This is a genomic window from Terrabacter sp. NPDC000476 (genome assembly GCF_040300125.1).
Lineage (GTDB): Bacteria > Actinomycetota > Actinomycetes > Actinomycetales > Dermatophilaceae > Terrabacter.
The window spans coordinates 678156-697556 of record NZ_JBEPDF010000002.1 but is presented as its reverse complement, the minus strand read 5'-3'; the positions used below and the strand labels follow the sequence as shown (position 1 = coordinate 697556).

Annotated in this window: 22 protein-coding genes and 1 pseudogene; 11 read left to right on the top strand and 12 right to left on the bottom strand. The window is 73.2% G+C overall.

Annotated elements, in window-relative coordinates; genetic code table 11:
• Positions 1–70 precede the first annotated feature (70 nt).
• Both ABT295_RS15650 and ABT295_RS15645 read right to left on the bottom strand, forming a co-directional pair.
• Complete coding sequence (locus ABT295_RS15650) at positions 71–514, bottom strand: hypothetical protein (protein ID WP_352395321.1); 444 nt, start codon at positions 512–514, stop codon at positions 71–73.
• 35 nt (positions 515–549) lie between these two features.
• The gene (locus tag ABT295_RS15645) at positions 550–1473 is read right to left on the bottom strand and encodes an NAD(P)/FAD-dependent oxidoreductase (RefSeq protein WP_352395320.1); all 924 of its coding nucleotides are present in this window, start codon (positions 1471–1473) and stop codon (positions 550–552) included.
• A 57-nt stretch (positions 1474–1530) separates the two neighbouring features.
• Between ABT295_RS15645 and ABT295_RS15640 the strand changes: the two genes are divergently transcribed.
• Positions 1531–1977 (top strand): MerR family transcriptional regulator, encoded by a 447-nt coding sequence (locus tag ABT295_RS15640; RefSeq protein ID WP_352395319.1) that lies wholly within the window; start codon positions 1531–1533, stop codon positions 1975–1977.
• Between the two features lie 71 nt (positions 1978–2048).
• On the top strand, positions 2049–3053 hold the full coding sequence (locus tag ABT295_RS15635) for an NAD-dependent epimerase/dehydratase family protein (RefSeq protein WP_352395318.1): 1005 nt from the start codon (positions 2049–2051) through the stop codon (positions 3051–3053).
• Positions 3054–3078: 25 nt separating this feature from the next.
• Here ABT295_RS15635 and ABT295_RS15630 read toward each other — a convergent pair whose 3' ends face one another.
• On the bottom strand, positions 3079–3645 hold the full coding sequence (locus ABT295_RS15630; RefSeq protein WP_352395317.1) for a CGNR zinc finger domain-containing protein: 567 nt from the start codon (positions 3643–3645) through the stop codon (positions 3079–3081).
• Positions 3646–3712: 67 nt separating this feature from the next.
• Here ABT295_RS15630 and ABT295_RS15625 point away from each other — a divergent pair, with 67 nt between their 5' ends.
• From ABT295_RS15625 to ABT295_RS15615, 3 genes are all read left to right on the top strand, one after another.
• On the top strand, positions 3713–5056 hold the full coding sequence (locus ABT295_RS15625; RefSeq protein WP_352395316.1) for an MFS transporter: 1344 nt from the start codon (positions 3713–3715) through the stop codon (positions 5054–5056).
• A gap of 43 nt (positions 5057–5099) precedes the next feature.
• The gene (locus ABT295_RS15620; protein ID WP_352395315.1) at positions 5100–5501 is read left to right on the top strand and encodes a MerR family transcriptional regulator; all 402 of its coding nucleotides are present in this window, start codon (positions 5100–5102) and stop codon (positions 5499–5501) included.
• A 103-nt stretch (positions 5502–5604) separates the two neighbouring features.
• Positions 5605–7146 carry a SulP family inorganic anion transporter gene (locus ABT295_RS15615; RefSeq protein ID WP_352395314.1) on the top strand — a complete coding sequence of 514 codons (1542 nt, stop codon included), beginning with the start codon at positions 5605–5607 and terminating at the stop codon, positions 7144–7146.
• Between the two features lie 9 nt (positions 7147–7155).
• Here ABT295_RS15615 and ABT295_RS15610 read toward each other — a convergent pair whose 3' ends face one another.
• Complete coding sequence (locus ABT295_RS15610) at positions 7156–7632, bottom strand: ATP-dependent zinc protease family protein (RefSeq protein ID WP_352395313.1); 477 nt, start codon at positions 7630–7632, stop codon at positions 7156–7158.
• Between the two features lie 24 nt (positions 7633–7656).
• Between ABT295_RS15610 and ABT295_RS15605 the strand changes: the two genes are divergently transcribed.
• Positions 7657–8850 (top strand): RimK family alpha-L-glutamate ligase, encoded by a 1194-nt coding sequence (locus ABT295_RS15605; protein ID WP_352395312.1) that lies wholly within the window; start codon positions 7657–7659, stop codon positions 8848–8850.
• Between the two features lie 44 nt (positions 8851–8894).
• Here the strand turns inward: ABT295_RS15605 and ABT295_RS15600 are convergent, their stop codons facing one another.
• The 5 genes from ABT295_RS15600 to ABT295_RS15580 form a co-directional block, all read right to left on the bottom strand.
• Complete coding sequence (locus tag ABT295_RS15600; RefSeq protein ID WP_352395311.1) at positions 8895–9707, bottom strand: DinB family protein; 813 nt, start codon at positions 9705–9707, stop codon at positions 8895–8897.
• Between the two features lie 114 nt (positions 9708–9821).
• Positions 9822–10388 (bottom strand): TMEM165/GDT1 family protein, encoded by a 567-nt coding sequence (locus ABT295_RS15595; protein WP_352395310.1) that lies wholly within the window; start codon positions 10386–10388, stop codon positions 9822–9824.
• A gap of 250 nt (positions 10389–10638) precedes the next feature.
• Positions 10639–11415, bottom strand: a complete 777-nt coding sequence (locus ABT295_RS15590) for a metal-dependent transcriptional regulator (protein ID WP_352395309.1) — start codon at positions 11413–11415, stop codon at positions 10639–10641.
• Positions 11416–11589: 174 nt separating this feature from the next.
• Positions 11590–12132 (bottom strand): DUF4396 domain-containing protein, encoded by a 543-nt coding sequence (locus ABT295_RS15585; protein ID WP_352395308.1) that lies wholly within the window; start codon positions 12130–12132, stop codon positions 11590–11592.
• Between the two features lie 220 nt (positions 12133–12352).
• The gene (locus tag ABT295_RS15580; protein WP_352395307.1) at positions 12353–12865 is read right to left on the bottom strand and encodes a DUF2243 domain-containing protein; all 513 of its coding nucleotides are present in this window, start codon (positions 12863–12865) and stop codon (positions 12353–12355) included.
• A gap of 65 nt (positions 12866–12930) precedes the next feature.
• On the opposite strand from ABT295_RS15580, the gene ABT295_RS15575 reads away from it, so the two are divergent.
• From ABT295_RS15575 to ABT295_RS15560, 4 genes and pseudogenes are all read left to right on the top strand, one after another.
• A complete protein-coding gene (locus ABT295_RS15575) occupies positions 12931–13842 on the top strand; it encodes a hypothetical protein (RefSeq protein ID WP_352395306.1) in 912 nt (303 codons plus the stop codon).
• A gap of 142 nt (positions 13843–13984) precedes the next feature.
• Positions 13985–14339, top strand: a pseudogene (locus ABT295_RS15570) (ABC transporter permease); the annotation flags it as partial.
• A 123-nt stretch (positions 14340–14462) separates the two neighbouring features.
• Entirely contained in the window at positions 14463–14699 is a 237-nt protein-coding gene (locus tag ABT295_RS15565) for a DUF1059 domain-containing protein (protein WP_352395305.1), read from the top strand.
• A gap of 93 nt (positions 14700–14792) precedes the next feature.
• Positions 14793–15632: a class I SAM-dependent methyltransferase gene (locus ABT295_RS15560; RefSeq protein ID WP_352395304.1), complete on the top strand. Its 840-nt coding sequence runs from the start codon at positions 14793–14795 to the stop codon at positions 15630–15632.
• Here ABT295_RS15560 and ABT295_RS15555 read toward each other — a convergent pair.
• Positions 15629–16429 carry an SDR family NAD(P)-dependent oxidoreductase gene (locus tag ABT295_RS15555; RefSeq protein ID WP_352395303.1) on the bottom strand — a complete coding sequence of 267 codons (801 nt, stop codon included), beginning with the start codon at positions 16427–16429 and terminating at the stop codon, positions 15629–15631. The two genes, ABT295_RS15560 and ABT295_RS15555, sit on opposite strands and share 4 nt — an antisense overlap.
• A 109-nt stretch (positions 16430–16538) precedes the next feature.
• Between ABT295_RS15555 and ABT295_RS15550 the strand changes: the two genes are divergently transcribed.
• Positions 16539–17099 carry a MarR family winged helix-turn-helix transcriptional regulator gene (locus ABT295_RS15550; RefSeq protein WP_352395302.1) on the top strand — a complete coding sequence of 187 codons (561 nt, stop codon included), beginning with the start codon at positions 16539–16541 and terminating at the stop codon, positions 17097–17099.
• A 29-nt stretch (positions 17100–17128) separates the two neighbouring features.
• Here the strand turns inward: ABT295_RS15550 and ABT295_RS15545 are convergent, their stop codons facing one another.
• Together ABT295_RS15545 and dnaB are read right to left on the bottom strand one after the other, a co-directional pair.
• A complete protein-coding gene (locus ABT295_RS15545; RefSeq protein ID WP_352395301.1) occupies positions 17129–17509 on the bottom strand; it encodes a RidA family protein in 381 nt (126 codons plus the stop codon).
• Between the two features lie 112 nt (positions 17510–17621).
• Entirely contained in the window at positions 17622–19010 is a 1389-nt protein-coding gene (gene dnaB / locus ABT295_RS15540; RefSeq protein ID WP_345505607.1) for a replicative DNA helicase, read from the bottom strand.
• Between the last annotated feature and the right edge of the window lie 391 nt (positions 19011–19401).

Genomic DNA, 19401 nt, shown 5'->3' with positions numbered 1-19401 from the left:
CCCCGTCACCTCTCGCGACGCGGGAGCCGTGGAGCGGGCCGGCGGACGGGTCGGCGGACGGGTCGACGACTCAGGCGACGCCCTCGGCCACGACCTCGACGGGGACGACACCGGCATACGTCCTCGCCGCTGCGCGCACCTCGTCGGCACTCATCGAGCCGGCTACGAGCGCGAGGTCGGGCAGGAAGTGCACGACCGTGCCCGACGCGGGCGAGGCGGGCAGCGGGTCGAGCGGGCCGCTCGGGATCCCGTGCTCGAAGCGCCGGCTCCAGCCGCCCTCTCGCCGTCGGTTCGTGTGCACGAGCCATGTGCTGAGCGCCGCGACGACCGAGATGCCGGAGCGTGGGCGCCCGTCGGGCAGCAGCGGCGCGTCGTCGCGACCGAAGAAGCGCAGGTCGCGCGTCGCCATGACCGGCTGCAGCGGGCCGCCGGCGGCGAACGCGCCCGCCTCACCTCGGATCTGCGCGAGGTGCTGCTCGTCGACGTCGCCGCTCCAGTCGTGCGTGGCTCCCATCCGCCCACCCTGCCAGAGCCGCGCCCGACCAGACGTCAGTGGGACAGCAGCGCCATGATCGCGCTCGAGGCCGCGAGCTGACCCGCGGCCGCAGCGGCCACGACCGACGCCATGGGCATGGGGAAGACCGCCTGGTGCGCCAGGTCGCCCGCGCACAGCACGCCCGGGCGGCTCGAGCGCCCCAGCTCGTCGATGCGCACCGCGCCGGAGGGGTTGAGCTCGAGGCCCAGCTGCTCCGCGAAGGGTGCCGACTGCCGCAGCTCGGGCCGCACGAAGAGGCCCGCGACGTGCTCGTGGGACCGTCGGCCGTCCGCGTCCTCGAGCGTCACGCGCACCCCGTCCTCGTGCGGCTCGACGCAGACGACCCGTTCGGATCGCACGCCGGTGCCGTCCGGCAGCCCGTCGGGCACGTCCGCGCCGTCGGTGAGCACCAGGAGACCCGACGCGATGCGGCCGAGCAGCGCCGAGAGGTGCGGGGCGGCCGCGGCGCCGAGGATGCCCACGCGACGGCCGCTCAGCTCGTGACCGTGGCAGAACGGGCAGTGCGCCACCGGCCCGCCCCACAGCGCGTCGAGCCCCGGCACCGCCGGCAGCACGTCGCGCACCCCCGTGGCGAGCACCACGGCGTGGGCGGTGACGGTGCGCCCGTCGGACGCGCGCACCCGGAAGTGGCCGTCGACCTCCTCGATGGACTCGACCCTGACCTCCCGCAGCTCGACGGTGCCGTATGCCGCCAGCTGGGCGCGCGCGTCCGCGCGGAACTGCGCCGGTGGCGTCCCGTCGTGGGCCACGACGTTGTGCATGTGCGCGGCGGCGGCGTTGCGGTAGGCGCCGTCGTCGAAGAGGACGACGTCGCGGTGGATGCGCCCGAGCGTCAGCGCGGCCTGGAGGCCGGCCGGTCCGCCCCCGACGACGACGACCTCGGTGGTACTGACCTGCTGCTGCGTCTTCATGTCCATGGCTCTCTCCCTCTCGCTCTTGGCGGGCTGGGGACCAGCGTGTACCTTCAGGTCGACATGAAGGCAAGCGATCGACCAGGGCGATGGACGGTCGGCGAGCTGGCGGCCCGCTTCGAGCTCCCGACCCACGTCCTGCGGCACTGGGAGGACCTCGGGCTGCTGGCCCCGGAGCGCGACGCGTCGGGCTACCGCCGGTACGGGCAGGGCGACCTCGTGCGGGTCGCCGTCATCCTGCGCAACAAGGCGGCCGGCATGACGCTGGAGCAGATCGGGGTGCTCCTCGACGGTGAGGCAGCAGGACGACACGAGGTGCTGGAGGCGCACCTGCGAGACCTCACGGAGCGCGCCCGCTCCATCGAGCGGTCGCGCGAGATGACCGAGCACGCGCTGCGCTGCCGCGCGCACGACATCGTGGCCTGCCCGCGCTTCGCGCAGCACGTGGACGACCTCGTGGGCGGGCGGGCGACGGGCGGCGTGGCCGGGTGGGACGACACCCGGGCCTGACGCCGAATGGTCGTCACGCCGTCGGCGAAGTCCCCTTGGCACGGCCGGGCCGCACCCGTGAGGATCGGTGCATGAGACTCCTCGTGCTCGGAGGCACGCACCACGTCGGACGCGCCGTCGTCAAGACGGCGCTCGCCCGCGGCGACAGCGTCACGACGATCAACCGTGGCGCGACCGGCAGGCCCGTCGACGGGGCGCAGGCGCGGCACGCCGACCGCCTCGACCCGGACGCGATGGCCGCCGCGCTCGGCACCGACACGTGGGACGCCGTCGTCGACACGTGGTCGGGCGCCCCGGTCGCCGCGGCGACCTCGGCGCGACTGCTCCGCGGCCGGGCCGCGCACTACGCGTACGTCTCCTCCTGCTCGGTCTACACGTGGCCGATGGCCGTCGGCACCGACGAGCACGCGCCGGTCGCCCCGGGCGACGCCTCGTCCACGAGCACCGACGACTACGCGGCGGCCAAGCGCGGCGCCGAGCTCGCCGTGCTCGAGAACTTCGACGGCGACATCGCGATCGCCCGGGCGGGGCTCATCCTCGGCCCCTACGAGGTCGTCGGCCGCCTGCCGTTCTGGCTGAACCGCGTCGCCCAGGGCGGCCGGGTGCCGGCCCCCGGCCCGCGGGAGCGGCCGTTGCAGCTCGTCGACGCCCGCGACATCGCCGACTGGCTGCTCGGGAGCCGACCCGTCGGCACCTTCAACACCGCGAGCGCACCGGGGCACACGACGATCGGCGACCTGCTCGACGAGGCGCAGCGCGTCACGGGCGGGGACGCGCAGCTCGTCTGGGTCGAACCCGAGACGGTCGAGGCCGCCGGGGTGGAGCCGTGGACGCAGCTGCCGATCTGGGTGCCGCCGACCGGTGAGCTCGCCGGGCTGCACGCCCTCGACACCTCGGCCGCGGCCGCCGCGGGCCTGCGCTGCCGACCGGTGGCCGAGACCGTGCGCGACACGTGGGCCTGGCTGCAGGACGAGGGCCTGCCTCCCCGGCCGGGCAACCGCGCCGGCAGCCCGATGGACGCGGAGGCGGAGGCGCGCCTGCTCGCCCTCCACGACGCGGGGCCGTCGCAGCCCTGAGCGACCGGGCGCCGGCGGCTCCTCGTCAGCGCGTGCGAGCCCGGTGGGCCGCCGCCTTCACCCGGCTCTGGCACCGCGGTGAGCAGAAGCGGCGCGTGCCGTTCTTCGACCCGTCGACGTAGACGCGGTCGCACACCGGAGCACCGCACACGCCGAGACGGCCGGCGAGGTCGCTGCCGAGCGCGAGCGCGAGGCCCGAGGCGAGACCGGCCTGCCAGCCGCGGACGAAGCCGTCGTCGGGGCCGTGGAAGTGCAGCGCGAAACCCCCGTGACCGTCGGCGTCGAGACGAGGGCGCGCACCGGTCGCCTCGAGCAGCCCGTTGACACGCCGCACGGCGCCGGCCAGGTCGTCACGGGCGGTGGCCTCGAAGACCGCCCGGACCTGGGGCACGACCTGCAGCAGCGCCCGCACCTCGGCCTCGCCGGGGTGGGCGCGCCGGCCGGGCCCCGACGTGAGGTCCGCGACGGCGGCGACGAGGGCGGCGCCCGTCGGCGGTTCGTGCACCGCGCCACCCTCCTCGCCCGGCGACGCGAGGTTGACGAGACCGACGGCCACGGCGAGCAGCCGGTCGACATGACTGTCGAACTTCACTTGACCAGTCACTCCTCCGGTTCTACGGTCATGACTGTCCAAGCGTACTTCGACAGTCAGGCAGGCCATGCCCCCCGTTCCCGGCACGACCTCCCGTGCGACGACGACCCTGCCGCGCCAGGTGCGGGTGCTCGTGCTCGCGCGCTGCGTCAACCGCCTCGGCGGGTTCTCGATGGCCTTCCTCGGGGTACTTTTCGTGCGCGAGCTGGGTGCCGGGCCGGCCGAGACGGCCCTGGCCCTCACCTGCTTCGGGGTGGCGACGATCCCCTCCCGCATGCTCGGTGGACACCTTGCCGACGCATGGGGGCACCGCCGCACCATGCTGCTCGGGCTCGTCGGCTGCGCGATCGCCCAGCTCGCCGTGGCCGGCGCCTCGTCGGTCGGCCTCGCGGCCGCGGCCGCCACCCTGCTCGGACTCGCCTACGAGGTCGTCGAGCCGCCGACCCAGGCCCTCGTCTCGGACCACGTGCCAGAGCCCGCTCGGGTCTTCGCCTACTCGGTTCTCAACGCCTCGCTCGCGGTCGCCGGCGTGCTGGCCGGACTCCTCGCCACGGTCGTCTCGCCGCACGGGCTGCGCTGGCTTTTCGTCGTCGACGCGCTCACCTGCCTCGCGTGCGCCGCCCTCGTGGTCCGGGTCGTCGACCCCGACCACCAGGGCACGCGGGCGACGACCACCGTCCCCACCACCGTCTCGACCACCGTCTCGACCACCGTCTCGACCACCGTCTCGACCACCGTCTCGACCACCGTCTCGACCACCGTCTCGACCACCGTCTCGACCACCGGCTCGACCACCGTCCCGACCGGGTGGTCGCGCTGGCGCGCGGCCCTCGGCGACCGGCGCCTGTGGCCCGTCGTCGCGTTCGGCACCGTCGTCGCGACGGTGACGATGGTCGTCGTCCTCGGGGTGCCGCTGCTCGTCGAGCAGCGCGGCTGGTCCCCGGCCGTCACCGGCGCGGTGCTGGCCGCGGCAGCGGCGGCGAGCGTGCCCGGCGCCTGGCTCGCGGCGGCGGTCCGGCAACGCGCCGACGAGCGGCGGGTGCTTCTCGTCGGCGAGCTCGCGGCCGCTGCCGGTCTCGTGACCATCGCCGCGGCGCACCACCCCGCAGTGCTCGCCGCCGGCCTCGTTGCCTTCGACGTGGGCGGCCTGCTCGTGCTGGCCACGACCATGGCCCGCGCCGGCACGCTCGCGCCGGAGGGGGCGCGCGGGACCTACCTGGCCCTGCTCGGTCTGACGTGGGGCCTGGCGACGTCGGTGGCACCGACGCTGCTCGCACTCGGCTCGGCCCCCGGCCCCGGCATCCCGTTCGCGGTGGCGGGGGTCGCCCTCGCCGTCTCGGGCGGCGTCCGCGCGGCCCACACGGCCCGGGCGGCGCGACCCACCGCGCGATTCGACCCTACCCTCACGTAAGGGTAGGGTCTGGCGGGTTCGAGACCACCTGCCGAGGAGAACCGTGCCCGAGGCCCGCCCCACGACCGACCTGCTGCAGATCGGCGACGTCGCCGACCGCACCGGCCTCAGCCTCCGCACGATCCGGCACTACGAGGAGGTCGGGCTGCTGCCCGAGCCGCAGCGCAGCCCCGGCGGCTTCCGCCTCTACTCCGAGCTGGCCGTCGAGCGGCTGCTGCTCATCAAGCGGATGAAGCCGCTCGACTTCACGCTCGAGCAGATGCGCGACCTCATCGACGTCCGCGACGAGCTCGCCCGGCCCCGCCTGACGCGCGCGCGCCGTACCGAGCTGACCGAGCACCTGCGCACGTACCACGCGCTCGTCGAGCACCAGCTCCGTCGGCTGCGCGAGCGCGTCGAGAGCGCGGAGGCCTTCGCGCGCCAGCTCGGCGACGAGATCGACTGAGCACCAACAGCATTCACGCACGCCATCCACGCACGTCCACAGAGACCTGCACCGCCCGCACAGCGTCGTCCGGGCAAGCCCGCGCCTTCACCGAGGAGCCCCGATGACCACCCCTGCCCCCCTGACCCCGACCGACCCGACCCCGACGAGGCCGCCCTTCGCGCACGAGTCCGACGTGACCTCGGTCCGCGCGGCGCTGCGCTCGCCGAAGAGGCTGCGCATCGAGGTGCTCGGCGGCCTCGTGGTCGCCCTGGCCCTCATCCCCGAGGCCATCTCCTTCTCGATCATCGCCGGCGTCGACCCACGCGTCGGGCTCTTCGCCTCGTTCACGATGGCGGTCAGCATCGCCGTCCTCGGCGGTCGCCCGGCGATGATCTCGGCCGCCACGGGCGCCGTCGCCCTCGTCATCGCCCCGGTCGTGCGCGACCACGGGCTCGACTTCCTCATCGCGACGGTCATCCTCGCCGGCGTCATCCAGGTCGCCCTCGGCCTGCTCGGCGTCGCGAAGCTCATGCGCTTCATCCCGCGCTCGGTCATGGTCGGCTTCGTCAACGCGCTGGCGATCCTCATCTTCCTCGCGCAGCTCCCGCACCTCGTCGACGTCCCCTGGGTCGTCTACCCGCTCGTCGCCGTGGGCATCGCCGTCATGGTGCTGCTGCCCCGCGTCACGACCGCCGTGCCGGCGCCCCTCGTGGCCATCGTCGCCCTCACCCTCTTCACCGTCGTCGCCGCCGTGACGGTGCCGACCGTCGGCGACGAGGGCGCGCTCCCCGACAGCCTGCCGAGCCTCCTGCTCCCGAACGTCCCGTTCACCCTCGAGACCCTCTCGACCATCGCGCCGTACGCCCTTGCCATGGCGCTCGTCGGGCTGATGGAGTCGCTGATGACGGCCAAGCTCGTCGACGACATCACCGACACGCACTCGAACAAGACGCGCGAGGCCTGGGGCCAGGGCGCCGCCAACGTCGTCACCGGCTTCTTCGGCGGGATGGGCGGCTGCGCGATGATTGGCCAGACGATGATCAACGTCAAGGCCTCGCACGCCCGCACCCGCATCTCGACGTTCCTCGCCGGTCTCTTCCTGCTCGTCCTCGTCGTCGGCCTCGGCGACCTCGTCGCGATCATCCCGATGGCGGCGCTCGTCGCCGTCATGATCATGGTCTCGGTGGGCACGATGGACTGGCACAGCATCCGGCCCGCGACCCTGCGCCGGATGCCACGCAGCGAGACCCTCGTCATGGTCGCGACGGTCGCCGTCGTCGTCGCCACCCACAACCTCGCGATCGGCGTCGTCGTCGGCGTCCTCGTCGCCATGGTCCTCTTCGCCCGCCGCGTCGCCCACCTCACGCGGGTCGTCGACGTCGCGCACCCCGACGCGAACACCCGCGTGTATGCCGTCGAGGGCGAGCTCTTCTTCGCCTCCAGCAACGACCTCGTGACGCAGTTCGACTACGTCGGCGACCCGGCGAACGTCGTCGTCGACCTGTCGCGCGCCCACGTCTGGGACGCCTCGACGGTCGCGACCCTCGACGCGATCACTCATAAGTATGCCGCCAAGGGCAAGACCGTCACCATCACCGGGCTCGACGACGCGAGTCGGGCGCGGCACGACCGGCTCGCCGGCCGGCTCGGCGGCGCGCACTGACCGAGGCGGTCAGTGGCCGTGGTTGCGGCGACGGAACTCCTTGGGGGCCCGCACGCCCGCGTAGGAGCGGCCGGGGTCGACGACGAAGCCCTGGCGCAGCGCCTCACGGCCGACGAGCATGCGGAAGCCCATGCGGTGCCGGTTCGTCAGGGTGACCTCGGCGGGCACCGTGCGCCCGGCGAGCGAGAGGTCGAGCAGCACGACGTAGCGCTGCTGGGCATGCCCCGACGAGCTGCGCACGTGGCGCCGGTCGTGCACCGGGCACTCGACCTCGACGGGGTCGTCGTCGGTGTCCTGCCACGGGTGCGCGGTGAAGCGCACCCACGGCGCGCCGTCGCGCTCGAACTCCTCGAGGTCGGCGGCGTGCAGCGCGGAGGTGCGCGCGCCGGTGTCGATCTTCGCCTTGAGCCACGGCATCCCGATGCCGGGCAGGCCGACCCACTCCCGCCATCCGACGGGGGTGCTTGAATAGGCCGGCCCAGTCACCCGCCCATCTTGGCAGGACACCGGATGAAACTCGCGATCCTCTCGCGCGCGCCGCGCGCGTACTCGACGCAGCGCCTGCGCACGGCCGCCCTCGACCGCGGCCACCAGGTGCGCGTGCTCAACACGCTGCGGTTCGCCATCGACCTCACGGGCACGGAGCCCGACCTGCAGTTCCGGGGGCGGCCGATCTCGGACTACGACGCGGTGCTCCCGCGCATCGGCGCCTCGATCACGTACTTCGGCACCGCCGTGGTGCGCCAGTTCGAGCAGATGGACGTCTACACGCCGAACACGGCCAACGGCATCTCCAACGCCCGCGACAAGCTCCGCGCCGCGCAGATCCTCTCGCGCCACAACATCGGCATGCCGGCGACGACGTTCGTGCGCAACCGCGTCGACGTCATGCCGGCCATCGAGCGCGTGGGCGGCGCGCCGGTCGTCATCAAGCTGCTCGAGGGCACGCAGGGCATCGGCGTCATCCTCGCCCCCGACATCAAGGTCGCCGAGGCCATCATCGAGACGCTGCACAGCACGAAGCAGAACGTGCTCATCCAGAGCTTCGTCTCCGAGAGCAAGGGCCGCGACATCCGGGCGCTCGTCGTCGGTGACCGCGTCGTCGCCGCCATGCGGCGGCGGGCCAAGGGCGACGAGTTCCGCTCCAACGTGCACCGCGGGGGCATGGTCGAGCCGGTCGAGCTGACCCCGGAGTACGAGCAGGCGGCCGTGCGCTCCGCGCAGATCATGGGGCTGCGGGTGGCCGGCGTCGACATGCTCGAGGGCAACGACGGCCCGCTCGTCATGGAGGTCAACTCCTCCCCCGGCCTCGAGGGCATCGAGCGGGCGACGAACCTCGACGTCGCCGGTGCCATCGTCGACCACATCGCGGGCCAGGTCGCCTTCCCGGAGATCGACGTGCGCCAGCGCCTCACCGTCTCGACGGGCTACGGCGTGGCCGAGCTCGTCGTGCACGCCGGGGCAGACATCATCGGCAAGACGATCGGCGAGTCGGGCCTCGAGGAGCGCGACCTGCAGGTGCTCACCCTGCACCGGGGCCCGAGCGTCGTGCCGAACCCGCGCCGCCGCGTCGTGCTCGAGGCCGAGGACCGGCTGCTGTGCTTCGGCCGCCTCGAGGAGATGCGCTCGATGATCCCGGAGCGCCGCCGGCGGCGCGCCAAGGTGCGCAAGCTGCCGACCGAGCCCATCCACCCGACCGCCTGACCGCCTGACGGCCACCCGTCCCGCAGGCGGTTCCGGCGGTCGAGTCAGCCGTCCCCGCTGCGCGGCGCGAGCACGTCGAGGTCACGCTCGGCGTAGAGCCGGTGGTGCCACTCCTCGTTGAGGATCGTGCGCAGGATGCGGGTGACGGCATACGGCTCGGGCTCGGGGTAGCCGGGCTCGGTGACCGGTGCCGTCGTGCCCGCGAGCTGCTCGTCGGTGAGCGCGTCGACGACGCGGCGCACCATGGCCGTCCGCTCGGCGCGGAGGGCGAGCACCTCCTCGAGCGAGGGGCGGGCCGACCGGTCGCGCGGCACCGGCGGCGAGTCGGGCATGTCGTCGTGCGGCAGGTCGAGCGGGTGCCACGGCTCGGGGTCGCCGAGCAGCGCCCGCGCCACCCAGGCGTCGGTGGCGAAGACGAGGTGGCGCAGCGTCTCGACGAACGACCACTCGCCGTCGACCCGCTCGTGGAGCAGCTCGGGGTCGAGGCTGCGGGCGCGCTCGACCGTCGCCGCCCACCGCCGCTCGAGCACGTCCCACGCCTCGCGGTAGCCGGCGGCGTCGGTGGGGCGCATCCTGGCCCGGTCGGGGTCGCGGCGGTCGAGCTCGGCCTCGACGAGGGGGGCGACGTCGACGCCGTTGATGCGAACGTTCTCGACGTCGCCGGTGATGTCGACGTCCTCGAGCCACACGTCACGGGCGCGCAGGCCGCGCAGGTCGACCATGCGCAGGCTCGCGCCGCGCAGGTCGACGTCGTGCAGTCGCGCGCCATCGAGGTAGACGTCCTCGAAGGTGGCTCCGGTGAGGCGCACCCGCTCGAACGCCGTGCCGCTGCGGTCCTCGTACGCCTGCTCAGCCATGCGTGGCCTCCCCGTCCGTCGGCCACCGTGGCCGTTCGTCGTGGAGCAGCGTAGGGCCGGTCGCGGACGTTCGGCAGCGTGTGGACAGGCGGGGTGTGGACGACCACGGGTGGGTCAGCGCACGCCCTCGACGATGAGCAGCACACCGAAGACGAGGAACGCGGCGGCCGCGCCCCACTTGATGACGTGCTCCGGCAGGCGCTTGCCGAGCGCGGCGCCGACGACGATCGCGAGCGCGTCGGCCGCGACCATGCCGACGGTGCTGCCGAGCCACGTGCCGAACCAGCCGTGCTGCGTGGCGAGCGTGATCGTCGCGAGCATCGTCTTGTCGCCGAGCTCAGCGAGGAAGAACGCGACGGTGACGGCGATGATCGCGGTGCGGCGCGTCGTGCGGGCGACGGACGCCTCCTCGTCGGAGAGCGAGTCGCCGCGCAGCGTCCAGGCGGCGAAGACGAGGAAGGCGACGCCGGCCGTGATCGAGATGGCGTCGCGGGGCAGGTTGTCGCCGATGGCCGCACCGATCGCCACGGAGCCGAGGTGCACGACGGCGGTGGCGATGGTGATGCCGACGAGGACGTGGAGCATCTTGAAGCGGGTGGCGAAGGTCATCGCCATGAGCTGGCTCTTGTCGCCGAGCTCGGCGACGAAGATGACGGCAGCGCTGATCAGGAAGGCGGACATCGGTGGGTCTCTCCTCGGCGAACCGGCGCGAGGCACGTCGGGAGCCTCGACCTGGTGCGCCCGTCGGTGGGTCGGCACGAGGTCGAAAGTCTCGTCCGCCGCACGTGGACGACCGGTGGTGCCGGTGTCACGTCGAGGGCCCACCGCACCGGGCCGGAGCCAGCATGTCGATGCGGTCGTTGGGGACTACTCCCTTTCGATGGCACGACCGTAGGCGCACCTCGACGGGTGGTGCAACGTCTCGGTCTGCCTAGCGATTGTTCTCGGAAAGCCTTGTGGCGCTGATGTGCCGACACATGGAGTAGTGACATCCCTTGTCATTCAGAGCTTCTCGCGCCGCAGGCTCTGCACAGACGAGCAGCGCAGACACGGCCTGGTCACCGAGCTCGGCGGTGGACGACGTGGCCGCTCCCGGGGCGGTCACCGCGACCAGCGTGGCGCCGCCGAACGGTCGTCGCTCGAGCACGACGACCTTCGCGTCGACGCACACCCCGGTGTCGGCGAGCCAGCGCAGCAGGGCGGGGTCGTCGTCGTCGATGCGGGCGACGTAGCGCGGCTCGTCGACGGGCACGGCGGCCAGCGGCACGGCATCGGGCTGGTGCAGCACGCCGTCGGCTGTCGGGATGGGGTCGCCGTGCGGGTCGCGCCACGGATGGCCGAGCTGCTCGGCCATCCGGTCGACCATGAGGGAGGAGACGGCGTGCTCGAGCACCTCCGCGTCGTCGTGCACCTCGTCCCAGGAGTAGCCGAGCGACGTGACGAGGAAGGTCTCGACGAGCCGGTGGCGACGCACCATCCGCAGGGCCTGGCCCAGCCCCTCCTCCGTCAGTCGCATGCCGCCGTAGCGCTTGTGCGCGACGAGCCCGCCGTCGGCGAGCTTGCGGGCCATCTCCGACACCGACGAGGTCGAGACCCCGAGTCGGGCGGCCACGGCCGCGTTGCTGACCGTCTCCTCGTCCCACTCGCCGAGGGAGAAGATCACCTTGAGGTAGTCCTCGACGGCGGTGCGGTTCTCGGTCTTGGCCACCGCCCGAGACTACGGGAGCAGGCGGTCGACCAGCCACGCGAGCAGCACGAAGGCCGCGACGAAGGCGGCCGAGCGCACCACACCGGTCACGAGCGCGCGCACCTCAGAGTTCGGCATACCCAACTTTTATCATAGGCAGACCGAGCATGCTGGAACTTCCCGTGCCGTCCCGCGTCAGGAGAGGGTGCCGGCGACCGCGACGACGAGTCCGCCGAGGAGGAAGGCGGCGATGGCCGCGGCGAGCGCCGGAGTCGGCAGGTCGGGGACGAACCGCCTCGCGCCGGTGGGCGCTGCGTCGCCGTGGAGACCGTGCGTCAGCGCGTGCCCCTTGCCGCGGGCGAGCAGGTAGCGGTTGACGGGGTAGGCCGCGAAAAAGGCGGCGGCGAGCGAGATCGCCATGCCGACCCAGAAGACCACGTTGACGAGGCCGGCATCCATCGCCCCGGGGATGACGGCCATGACGAGGTTGTCGACGACCTCCATCGTGAGGATCGACACCGTGTCTGCGGCGAGCACGAGCCGCAGCGCCGCGCCCAGCGAGAGGCCGCCTCGAAGCAGCGGGAAGCTCGAGAGGGTGTAGCCGAAGACGAAGGCGAGCGCGATCGACAGCGCGATCGTCTGCGCCGAGCCCAGCCCCACGGCCGTCCCGACGAGCAGGCCGACGATCTCGCCGACGGCGCACCCGGTGAGGCAGTGCAGGGTGGCGCTGCCCGCCATCGACGCGACGCCACCAGCGTGCGCACCGTTCGCGCCGTGCCCGGCTGGCTCGTGGGAGTCCTGGGTCCGATGGTCCAGGTGGCTCAGGTGGTCCATGGCGGCCCTTCCGATGTGAGTGCGATATACCCCCGGTGGGTATGCGGTTAGAGGCGGTAACGTGGCAGCGCCGCGTTCTCTTCCCGGACCGCCCTGCTCGTCCCGGGCACGTCGGTCGCCACGGTCACCTCGTGCGGCGCAGCGTGCCGGACCCGCGGCGGAGCAGCCCCCACCCGGCGAGCAGGAGGGCGGCGCTGACGACGAGGAAGCCGAGGTCCCACGCGAGCGGCGCGCCCAGGTCGTCGCGCACGTGGTGGATGCCGAGCAGCTGGTGGTCGACGAGACCTTCGACGAGGTTGAAGGCACCCCACCCGGCGAGCACCGCGCCCAGGTGGAAGCGCCGGCTCGGCGCGAGACGGCCCGCGCGCCACTGCCGGATCGTGACGACCGACGCAACGACGAGCACGCACCACGTGACCGCGTGGAAGAAGCCGTCGGCGAGGGTGTTGGCCTCGAGGCCGGCGACGGTCGTGGTGGGCTCGACGTCACTGACCATGTGGTGCCACTGGAGCATCTGGTGGAGCAGGATGCCGTCGACGAAGCCGCCGAACCCGATGCCGGAGAGCAGGCCGGGCGCAGGGGAGGGGCGGGCAGCGGGCGTCGAGGGTGCGGCTCCCGCGTCGGCGTCGACGACCATGCACCGCCCGTACCCCCGCGGGGGCGGCGCGGTCGGCGAACGGTGGCGCTGCGACAATGCGCGACGTGACCGCCCCGGACGACCCGACGGACCATCACCCGGACGAGGTGGACCGCCTTCTGCACGAGCACGCGGGCCGACAGCGCCGCGGCATCCTCGACGACCCGTCGGTCGTGGCCGCCGTCGTCGGGATCGAGCGCCTCGTCGTGGCGTGCGCCTCCACGGAGGCCGACGCCTTGCGCGACGCCCTCGCCGGCCGGGCCGTGCCGGGAGCCGACCAGCGGCACGTCGCGCAGCTCGTCGCCGAGGCGAGGGGCCACGTGTCGGCGGCCCTGGTCCGCCGTGACACCGGGCAGGGCGTCGACGCCGGTGTGGTCAACCCGGCTTCGGGTGGCTACGAGATCACGACCGATGCGACTCTGCTCCGCGCGGCCGTGCGGGCCGCGCAGGCCTCGATCTCGGCGATGCCCTACTACGGGGCCCGCTACGGCCCACGTGGGTCGCGGTTCGCCACGACCGACTCGGCGTGGCTCGTCTCCCTGGCGAGCCTCGACGGGGGCAGGGCCGTGCATCAGGTCGAGTGGCTGGCCCGTGTGCTGGCCGCCCGCGGAATGCCGTCCTGGCTGCTCGAGGTCCACCTCGAAGCGCTCGTGGCGCAACTGCGATCGGTGGCGCCCGAGGAAGCCGTCGGCTCGCTGCCCGCTGCCGCGGCACGACTCGCTGCCACGCGCCGCCGCCACGTGGGCGACGACCTGCTCGTTGCGGCGGACGACTGGGCTGACCGCGCGCTCGGGGCACAGCTGCCGGTGCCGCGCACCGGCACCCTGCTCGCCGCGGCCGTCGCCGACGAACGCGCCGGGGTGACCCGCGACGACGCGTCGCTGCTCGACTGGCTCACGCACCCGGAGCAGGTGGAGCAGGTGGACGCCCTGCGGCTGCGGCAGGTGCGCGACCGCATCCGCGACGCCGCCCGCTGAGCCGGCGGCCGCAGGCGCGGATCGAGGTGTGGCGCACCCACCGTCACCGAGCTCGCCGGCCGGGGCACGACGGTGCTGCTGACGACGCTCCGGTGGCGCCATCTCGGGCGGCACCGACCGCTACGTCGACGACCTGCTGCCGGGCAGCCTGCTCGTCCTCACGCTGGCGCTGACGTGGCTCGCCGCGATCCCGGGCCTCACCGCCACGACCGTCGACGGCGTGAGCGGCTTCTCGCACCCGCTTCTCCTCCTGCCCTTCCTCAGCTCCGCGTTCGTGCCCACCGCCGGCATGCCGGGGACCGGTCCGCTGGTTCGCCGAGCACCAGCCGGTGACCTCGATCGTCGACACGATCCGCAACCTCGTCGCCAACCGCCCGGTCGGCGCGGACCTCTGGGTCGCGCTGGCCTGGTGCGTGGGCCTGCTCGTCGTCGCCCACGCCCTCGCCCTGCGCACCGACCGCCGCACTCGGGGCCTGACGGGGCCTGACGGGGCCTGACGGGGCCTGACGGGGCCTGTCACACTTCCCCCGCGCGGATCGTCAGGTGCACGGGACGGTCGGATCGCGACCACGCCGATCCCCCATCCCGGACCCATCCACCGCTGGACGAAGGAGTCGACCATGAAGACCATGACCTGCCGGGCGCTCGGCGGCCCGTGCGACCTCGAGCACCGCGGCGCGACCGCGGACGAGGTCATCAAGGCCCAGGACGCGCACCTCAAGGAGGCGGCGGACGGTGGCGACGCGGCCCACCAGCCGGCACGGGAGGCGATGAGGGCCCGCTGGCGCCACCCGAAGCGCTCGATGGACTGGTACCGCGACACCAAGGCGGCCTTCGCCGCCCTGCCCGAGGACTGAGGCCCTCCGCCGACGGCGGCGTCCGGGCGGCGACGCCCTCCCGCGTGCCACGGAACCGCTGCGCGCGGCGCACGACACGTGCACACTGACGACGTGGAGCGCGACGAGATCGTGGCCGGTGTGCGACGCCTCTTCGACCTCGTGGCGGACAGCTACGACGCCGTCGGGGTGACCCTCTTCGAGCCCATCGCCACGGGCCTCGTGGAGGCGGTCGGCGCCGCGCCCGGTGACCGTGCGGTCGACCTCGGCTGCGGCAACGGGGTCTCGAGCCGGGCGCTCGCTGCGGCGGTCGGTCCCACCGGCTCGGTCGTCGGCCTCGACCTCAGCCCTGCCATGGTCGAGCGCGCCGCGGCGGCGCTCGAGGGGAGCCCGACCGAGGTCGCGTTCGTCGTCCGTGACGCCCAGGAGCCCGACCTCGCCCCGGCGTCCTTCGACGCCGCCATCGCCTCGCTCGTCGTCTTCTTCCTGCCCGACGCCGCCGGGGCGGTGGCGCGCTGGGTGCAGCTGCTCCGGCCGGGTGGCCGCCTCGGCCTCAGCACCTTCGGGCCGTCGAGCCCGCAGTGGCAGGCGCTCGAGGCCCCACTGCGCGAGTTCATGCCGCCGACCGACCCGCGGATGGCCGGCCCGCAGAGCCCGTTCGCGAGCGACGACGGCATGGCCGCCCTCGTCGCGGGTGCCGGCGCCGTGGACGTGCAGACCACGAGCCGCCGCGTGGAGCTCGCGTTCGACGACGTCGACCACTGGGTGCGCTTCTCGCGGTCGGTCGGGCAGCGCATCGCCTGGGAGCGCATGTCGGCCGACCAGCGTTCCCGCGTGCTCGATCAGTCGCGCGAGACCTTCGCCGAGCTGGCGGGGCCGGAAGGCTCGCTGCCGGTGTGGCAGCAGGTGCGCTACACCGTCGGGAGCGCGCCCGGCGGCCCGGGCCGGAGCTAGAGCAGGCCGGTCAGGACACCGCCGTCCGCGCGGAGGGCCGCTCCGTTCGTGGCGGACGAGAGCGGGCTGGCCAGGAAGGCCGCGAGGTCGGCGATCTCGCGCGGCTCGATGAAGCGCTGCACGAGCGAGGTCTGCCGTCCGGCGACGATGGCTCCCTTGAGCTGCTCGACGGGCACGCCCTGCAGCTGCGCGATCTGCTCGACGGCCCCGGCGACACCGTCGGAGTACGTCGGGCCGCCGAGGATCGTGTTGACCGTGACGCGGGTGCCCCGCGTGCGCTTGGCCAGCCCGTTGCCGAGTGCGAGGAGGGCCGCCTTGGTGACGCCGTAGTGGATCATGTCTGCGGGCACGTCGACCCCGGACTCGCTGCTGACGAAGATGATCCGGCCCGCGCCGCGCTCGAGCATGCCGGCGAGCACGCCCCGCGAGAGCCGCACCCCGCTCATCACGTTGAGCTCGAAGTAGGCCTGCCAGTCCTCGTCGGTGACGTCCTCGAAGGGCTTGACCTCGAAGGCGCCGACGTTGTTGACGAGGATGTCGAGGTCGCCGAGGTCGCCGAGCCGGGCGAGCACGCGCGCGACCTCGTCGGGGTCCGCGAGGTCGGCCGCGATGCCGGTGACCTCGGCGCCGGGCACGGCCCGCGCCAGCCGGTCGGTCGCGGCCCGCACCCGTTCCTCGGTGCGCCCGTTGACGACGACCCGGACCCCCTCCCGGAGCAGGGCCTCGGCGACGGCGTAGCCAATGCCCTGCGTCGAACCGCTGACGAACGCCCTCTGGCCACTGAGCTGCAGATCCACGTGCCACCCTCTCCCGACCCGGTGATGCCGGGCCTTTTCACTTTCTCAGTCAAGTGAAAGCCAGCCTCGATGAGTTTCTCGATCAAGTCAAGTCGGCTAGTCTGACGGCATGCCCGACCCCCTGCCCGACCCCAGGCCCGACCCCGGTCTCCCGGAACCGCTTGCCGGGGAGGACCTCGAGACGTGGTCGGCGCTCGCCACCGTGCTCGAGTGGCTCCCGCCCGCCCTCGATCGCCAGCTGCTGCGCGACGCCGGGCTGACGCACTTCGAGTACGGCATCCTCTACGCGCTGGCCGCGGCACCCGAGCGGACGCTGCGGATGAGCACGCTCGCCACCTACGCGAACAGCTCGCTCTCGCGCCTCTCGCGCGCCGCGGCCCGGCTCGAGCGCACCGACCTCGTGCGCCGCCGGCCCGACCCCACCGATGGTCGCTACACCCTCGCCGTCCTCACCGGGCCCGGCACGCGCGCGATGGAGGCCGCGACCCCGGGTCACGTGCGCACGGTGCACGCGCTCGTGCTCGACCGCCTGACCGCCGCGCAGAAGCGCCAGCTGCGGGAGATCAGCCGACGGATCGTGCGCGCCATCGGCGACGGGGAGGGCTGGGAGCCGCCGACGGATGCCGGCCGGTCGCGCCCCGGCACGCCGCGCGGGCCCCGCCTGGGCTAGCTCGCCGGCCCGCGGGCGGAGCCTAGCGGCTACCCGACCACCGCGGTCAGGCGGATCGAGACGAGCACGCCCGGCAGCTCCGGCCCCAGCCGGGCGACGTAGCGCGCGGGCGGGTCGCTCGGGAAGACCTCGGCATACGCCTCGTTGAGGCCGGCGAAGTCGTCGGGGCGCGCCAGCAGGACGCCGACCTCGACGACGTCCGCCGCCGAACCGCCGGCCGCCTCGACGACGCCGAGGCAGTTCGCGAGCGCCTGCCGGGTCTGGGCCTGGATCGTCGGCCCGGCCATCTCGCCGGATGCCGGGTCGACCCCCGTCATGCCCGACACCCAGAGGTGCGACCCGGCCCGCACGCCCTGGGCGAAGAGCGGCGAACGCGGAGCGTGCTCCGTCGTGACGGCCTGACGTGCCATCCCGGCCTCCCTCACCTCGACCTCGGCTCGACCTCGGCCCGACCTCTCCGACGATTCTGCTCCGGGGACGGGCGCCTGACCAGACCGCTCGGGCTGCCTCGTCGCACCGGGGTCAGAAGTTGTTGGCCATGTTCGTGAAGCGGCTGAAGTGACCCTGGAAGGCGACGACGATCGTGTCGGTGGGGCCGTTTCGGTGCTTGGCCACGATGAGGTCGGCCTCGCCCTCGCGCGGGGAGTCCTTCTCGTAGGCGGCCTCGCGGTGGAGCAGGATGACCATGTCGGCGTCCTGCTCGATCGAGCCGGACTCACGCAGGTCGCTCATGGCGGGCTTCTTGTCGGTGCGCTGCTCGGGACCACGGTTCAGCTGCGAGATCGCGATGACCGGCACCTCGAGCTCCTTGGCGAGCAGCTTGAGCGCACGCGAGAACTCCGAGACCTCCTGCTGGCGCGACTCCACGCGCTTGCCCGAGCTCATCAGCTGGAGGTAGTCGATGACGACGAGCTTGAGGTTCTCGCGCTGCTTGAGCCGGCGGCACTTGGCCCGGATCTCCATGAGCGACATGTTCGGCGAGTCGTCGATGAACAGGGGCGCGTCGGAGACCCGGCCCATCGTCGAGGCGAGACGGGTCCAGTCCTCCTCGCGCATCGTGCCCTTGCGCATGTGCTGGAGCTGGATGCCGGCCTCGGCCGAGAGCAGACGCATCGTGATCTCGGTGCGGCTCATCTCGAGGGAGAAGACGACGGCGGCCATCTTGTGCTTGATCGCCGCCGATCGGACGATGTCGAGGCCGATCGTCGACTTGCCCATCGCCGGTCGGGCCGCGATGACGATCATCTGGCCGGGGTGCAGGCCGTTCGTCAGGGCGTCGAAGTCGGTGAAGCCGGTCGGCACGCCGGTCATCTCACCGGAGCGGCCGGAGGCGACCTCGATCTCGTCGACGGTGGCCTCGATGACGTCGCCGATGGCGTGGTAGTCCTCGCCGCCGCGCTTGTCGGCCACGGCGTAGACCTCGGCCTGGGCCGCGTTGACGATGTCCTCGACGTCGCCGCCGCCTTGGGCGTAGCCGAGCTGCACGATGCGGGTGCCGGCCTCGACGAGGCGGCGCAGGACGGCCCGCTCACCGACGATCTGGGCGTAGTAGCCGGCGTTCGCGGCCGTCGGCACCGAGGCGATGAGCTGGTGGAGGTAGGCCTGGCCCCCGACCCGGCCGAGGTCGCCGCGCTTGGTCAGCTCGTCGCTGACGGTGATCGCGTCGGCGGGCTCGCCGCGCCCGTAGAGGTCGAGGATCGCGTCGTAGATCAGCTCGTGCGCGGGGCGGTAGAAGTCGGTGCCCTTGAGCTGCTCGACGCAGTCGGCGATGGCGTCCTTGGACAGCAGCATGCCGCCGAGGACGGACTGCTCCGCGCCCACGTCCTGCGGGGGGAGGCGGTCGTCGGGCGGTCCGCCGTCGCGGGAGGACGACGACGCGAACGCGCTCGTGCTCAGCTCGTCGAGCGACACGTGCTTCCCTTTCGCCGGAGGTCGGATGCCAGTGGGTGCACCCCGTCGACATCAGTAGACATCGCAGCGCCGACACGGCCACCCGACCGGGTCGGCGGGTCGGCACCGTGGAGCACCGACCCACCGTAGGGGCGTGGCCGGGCACCGACCAACCCGAGGGCGGGCCCGGCATCCACCGCCTGTGGACAACCCGTGGACAACACCCTGCGACACGCCGTACACAGGTGTGGACAAGATGTGTGTACAACTGTGGGCAGCGGTCGCCCGGACCGACGTTTCGTGCTCCACGACCTGCGCAAACGCCCGTCCACGGGGTGTGGAGGAAAAGTTCCCCACCCCTGTGGGTTGTCCACAGCCGGTGCGACACGCCGGACGAGCACGAGCCGGCCGG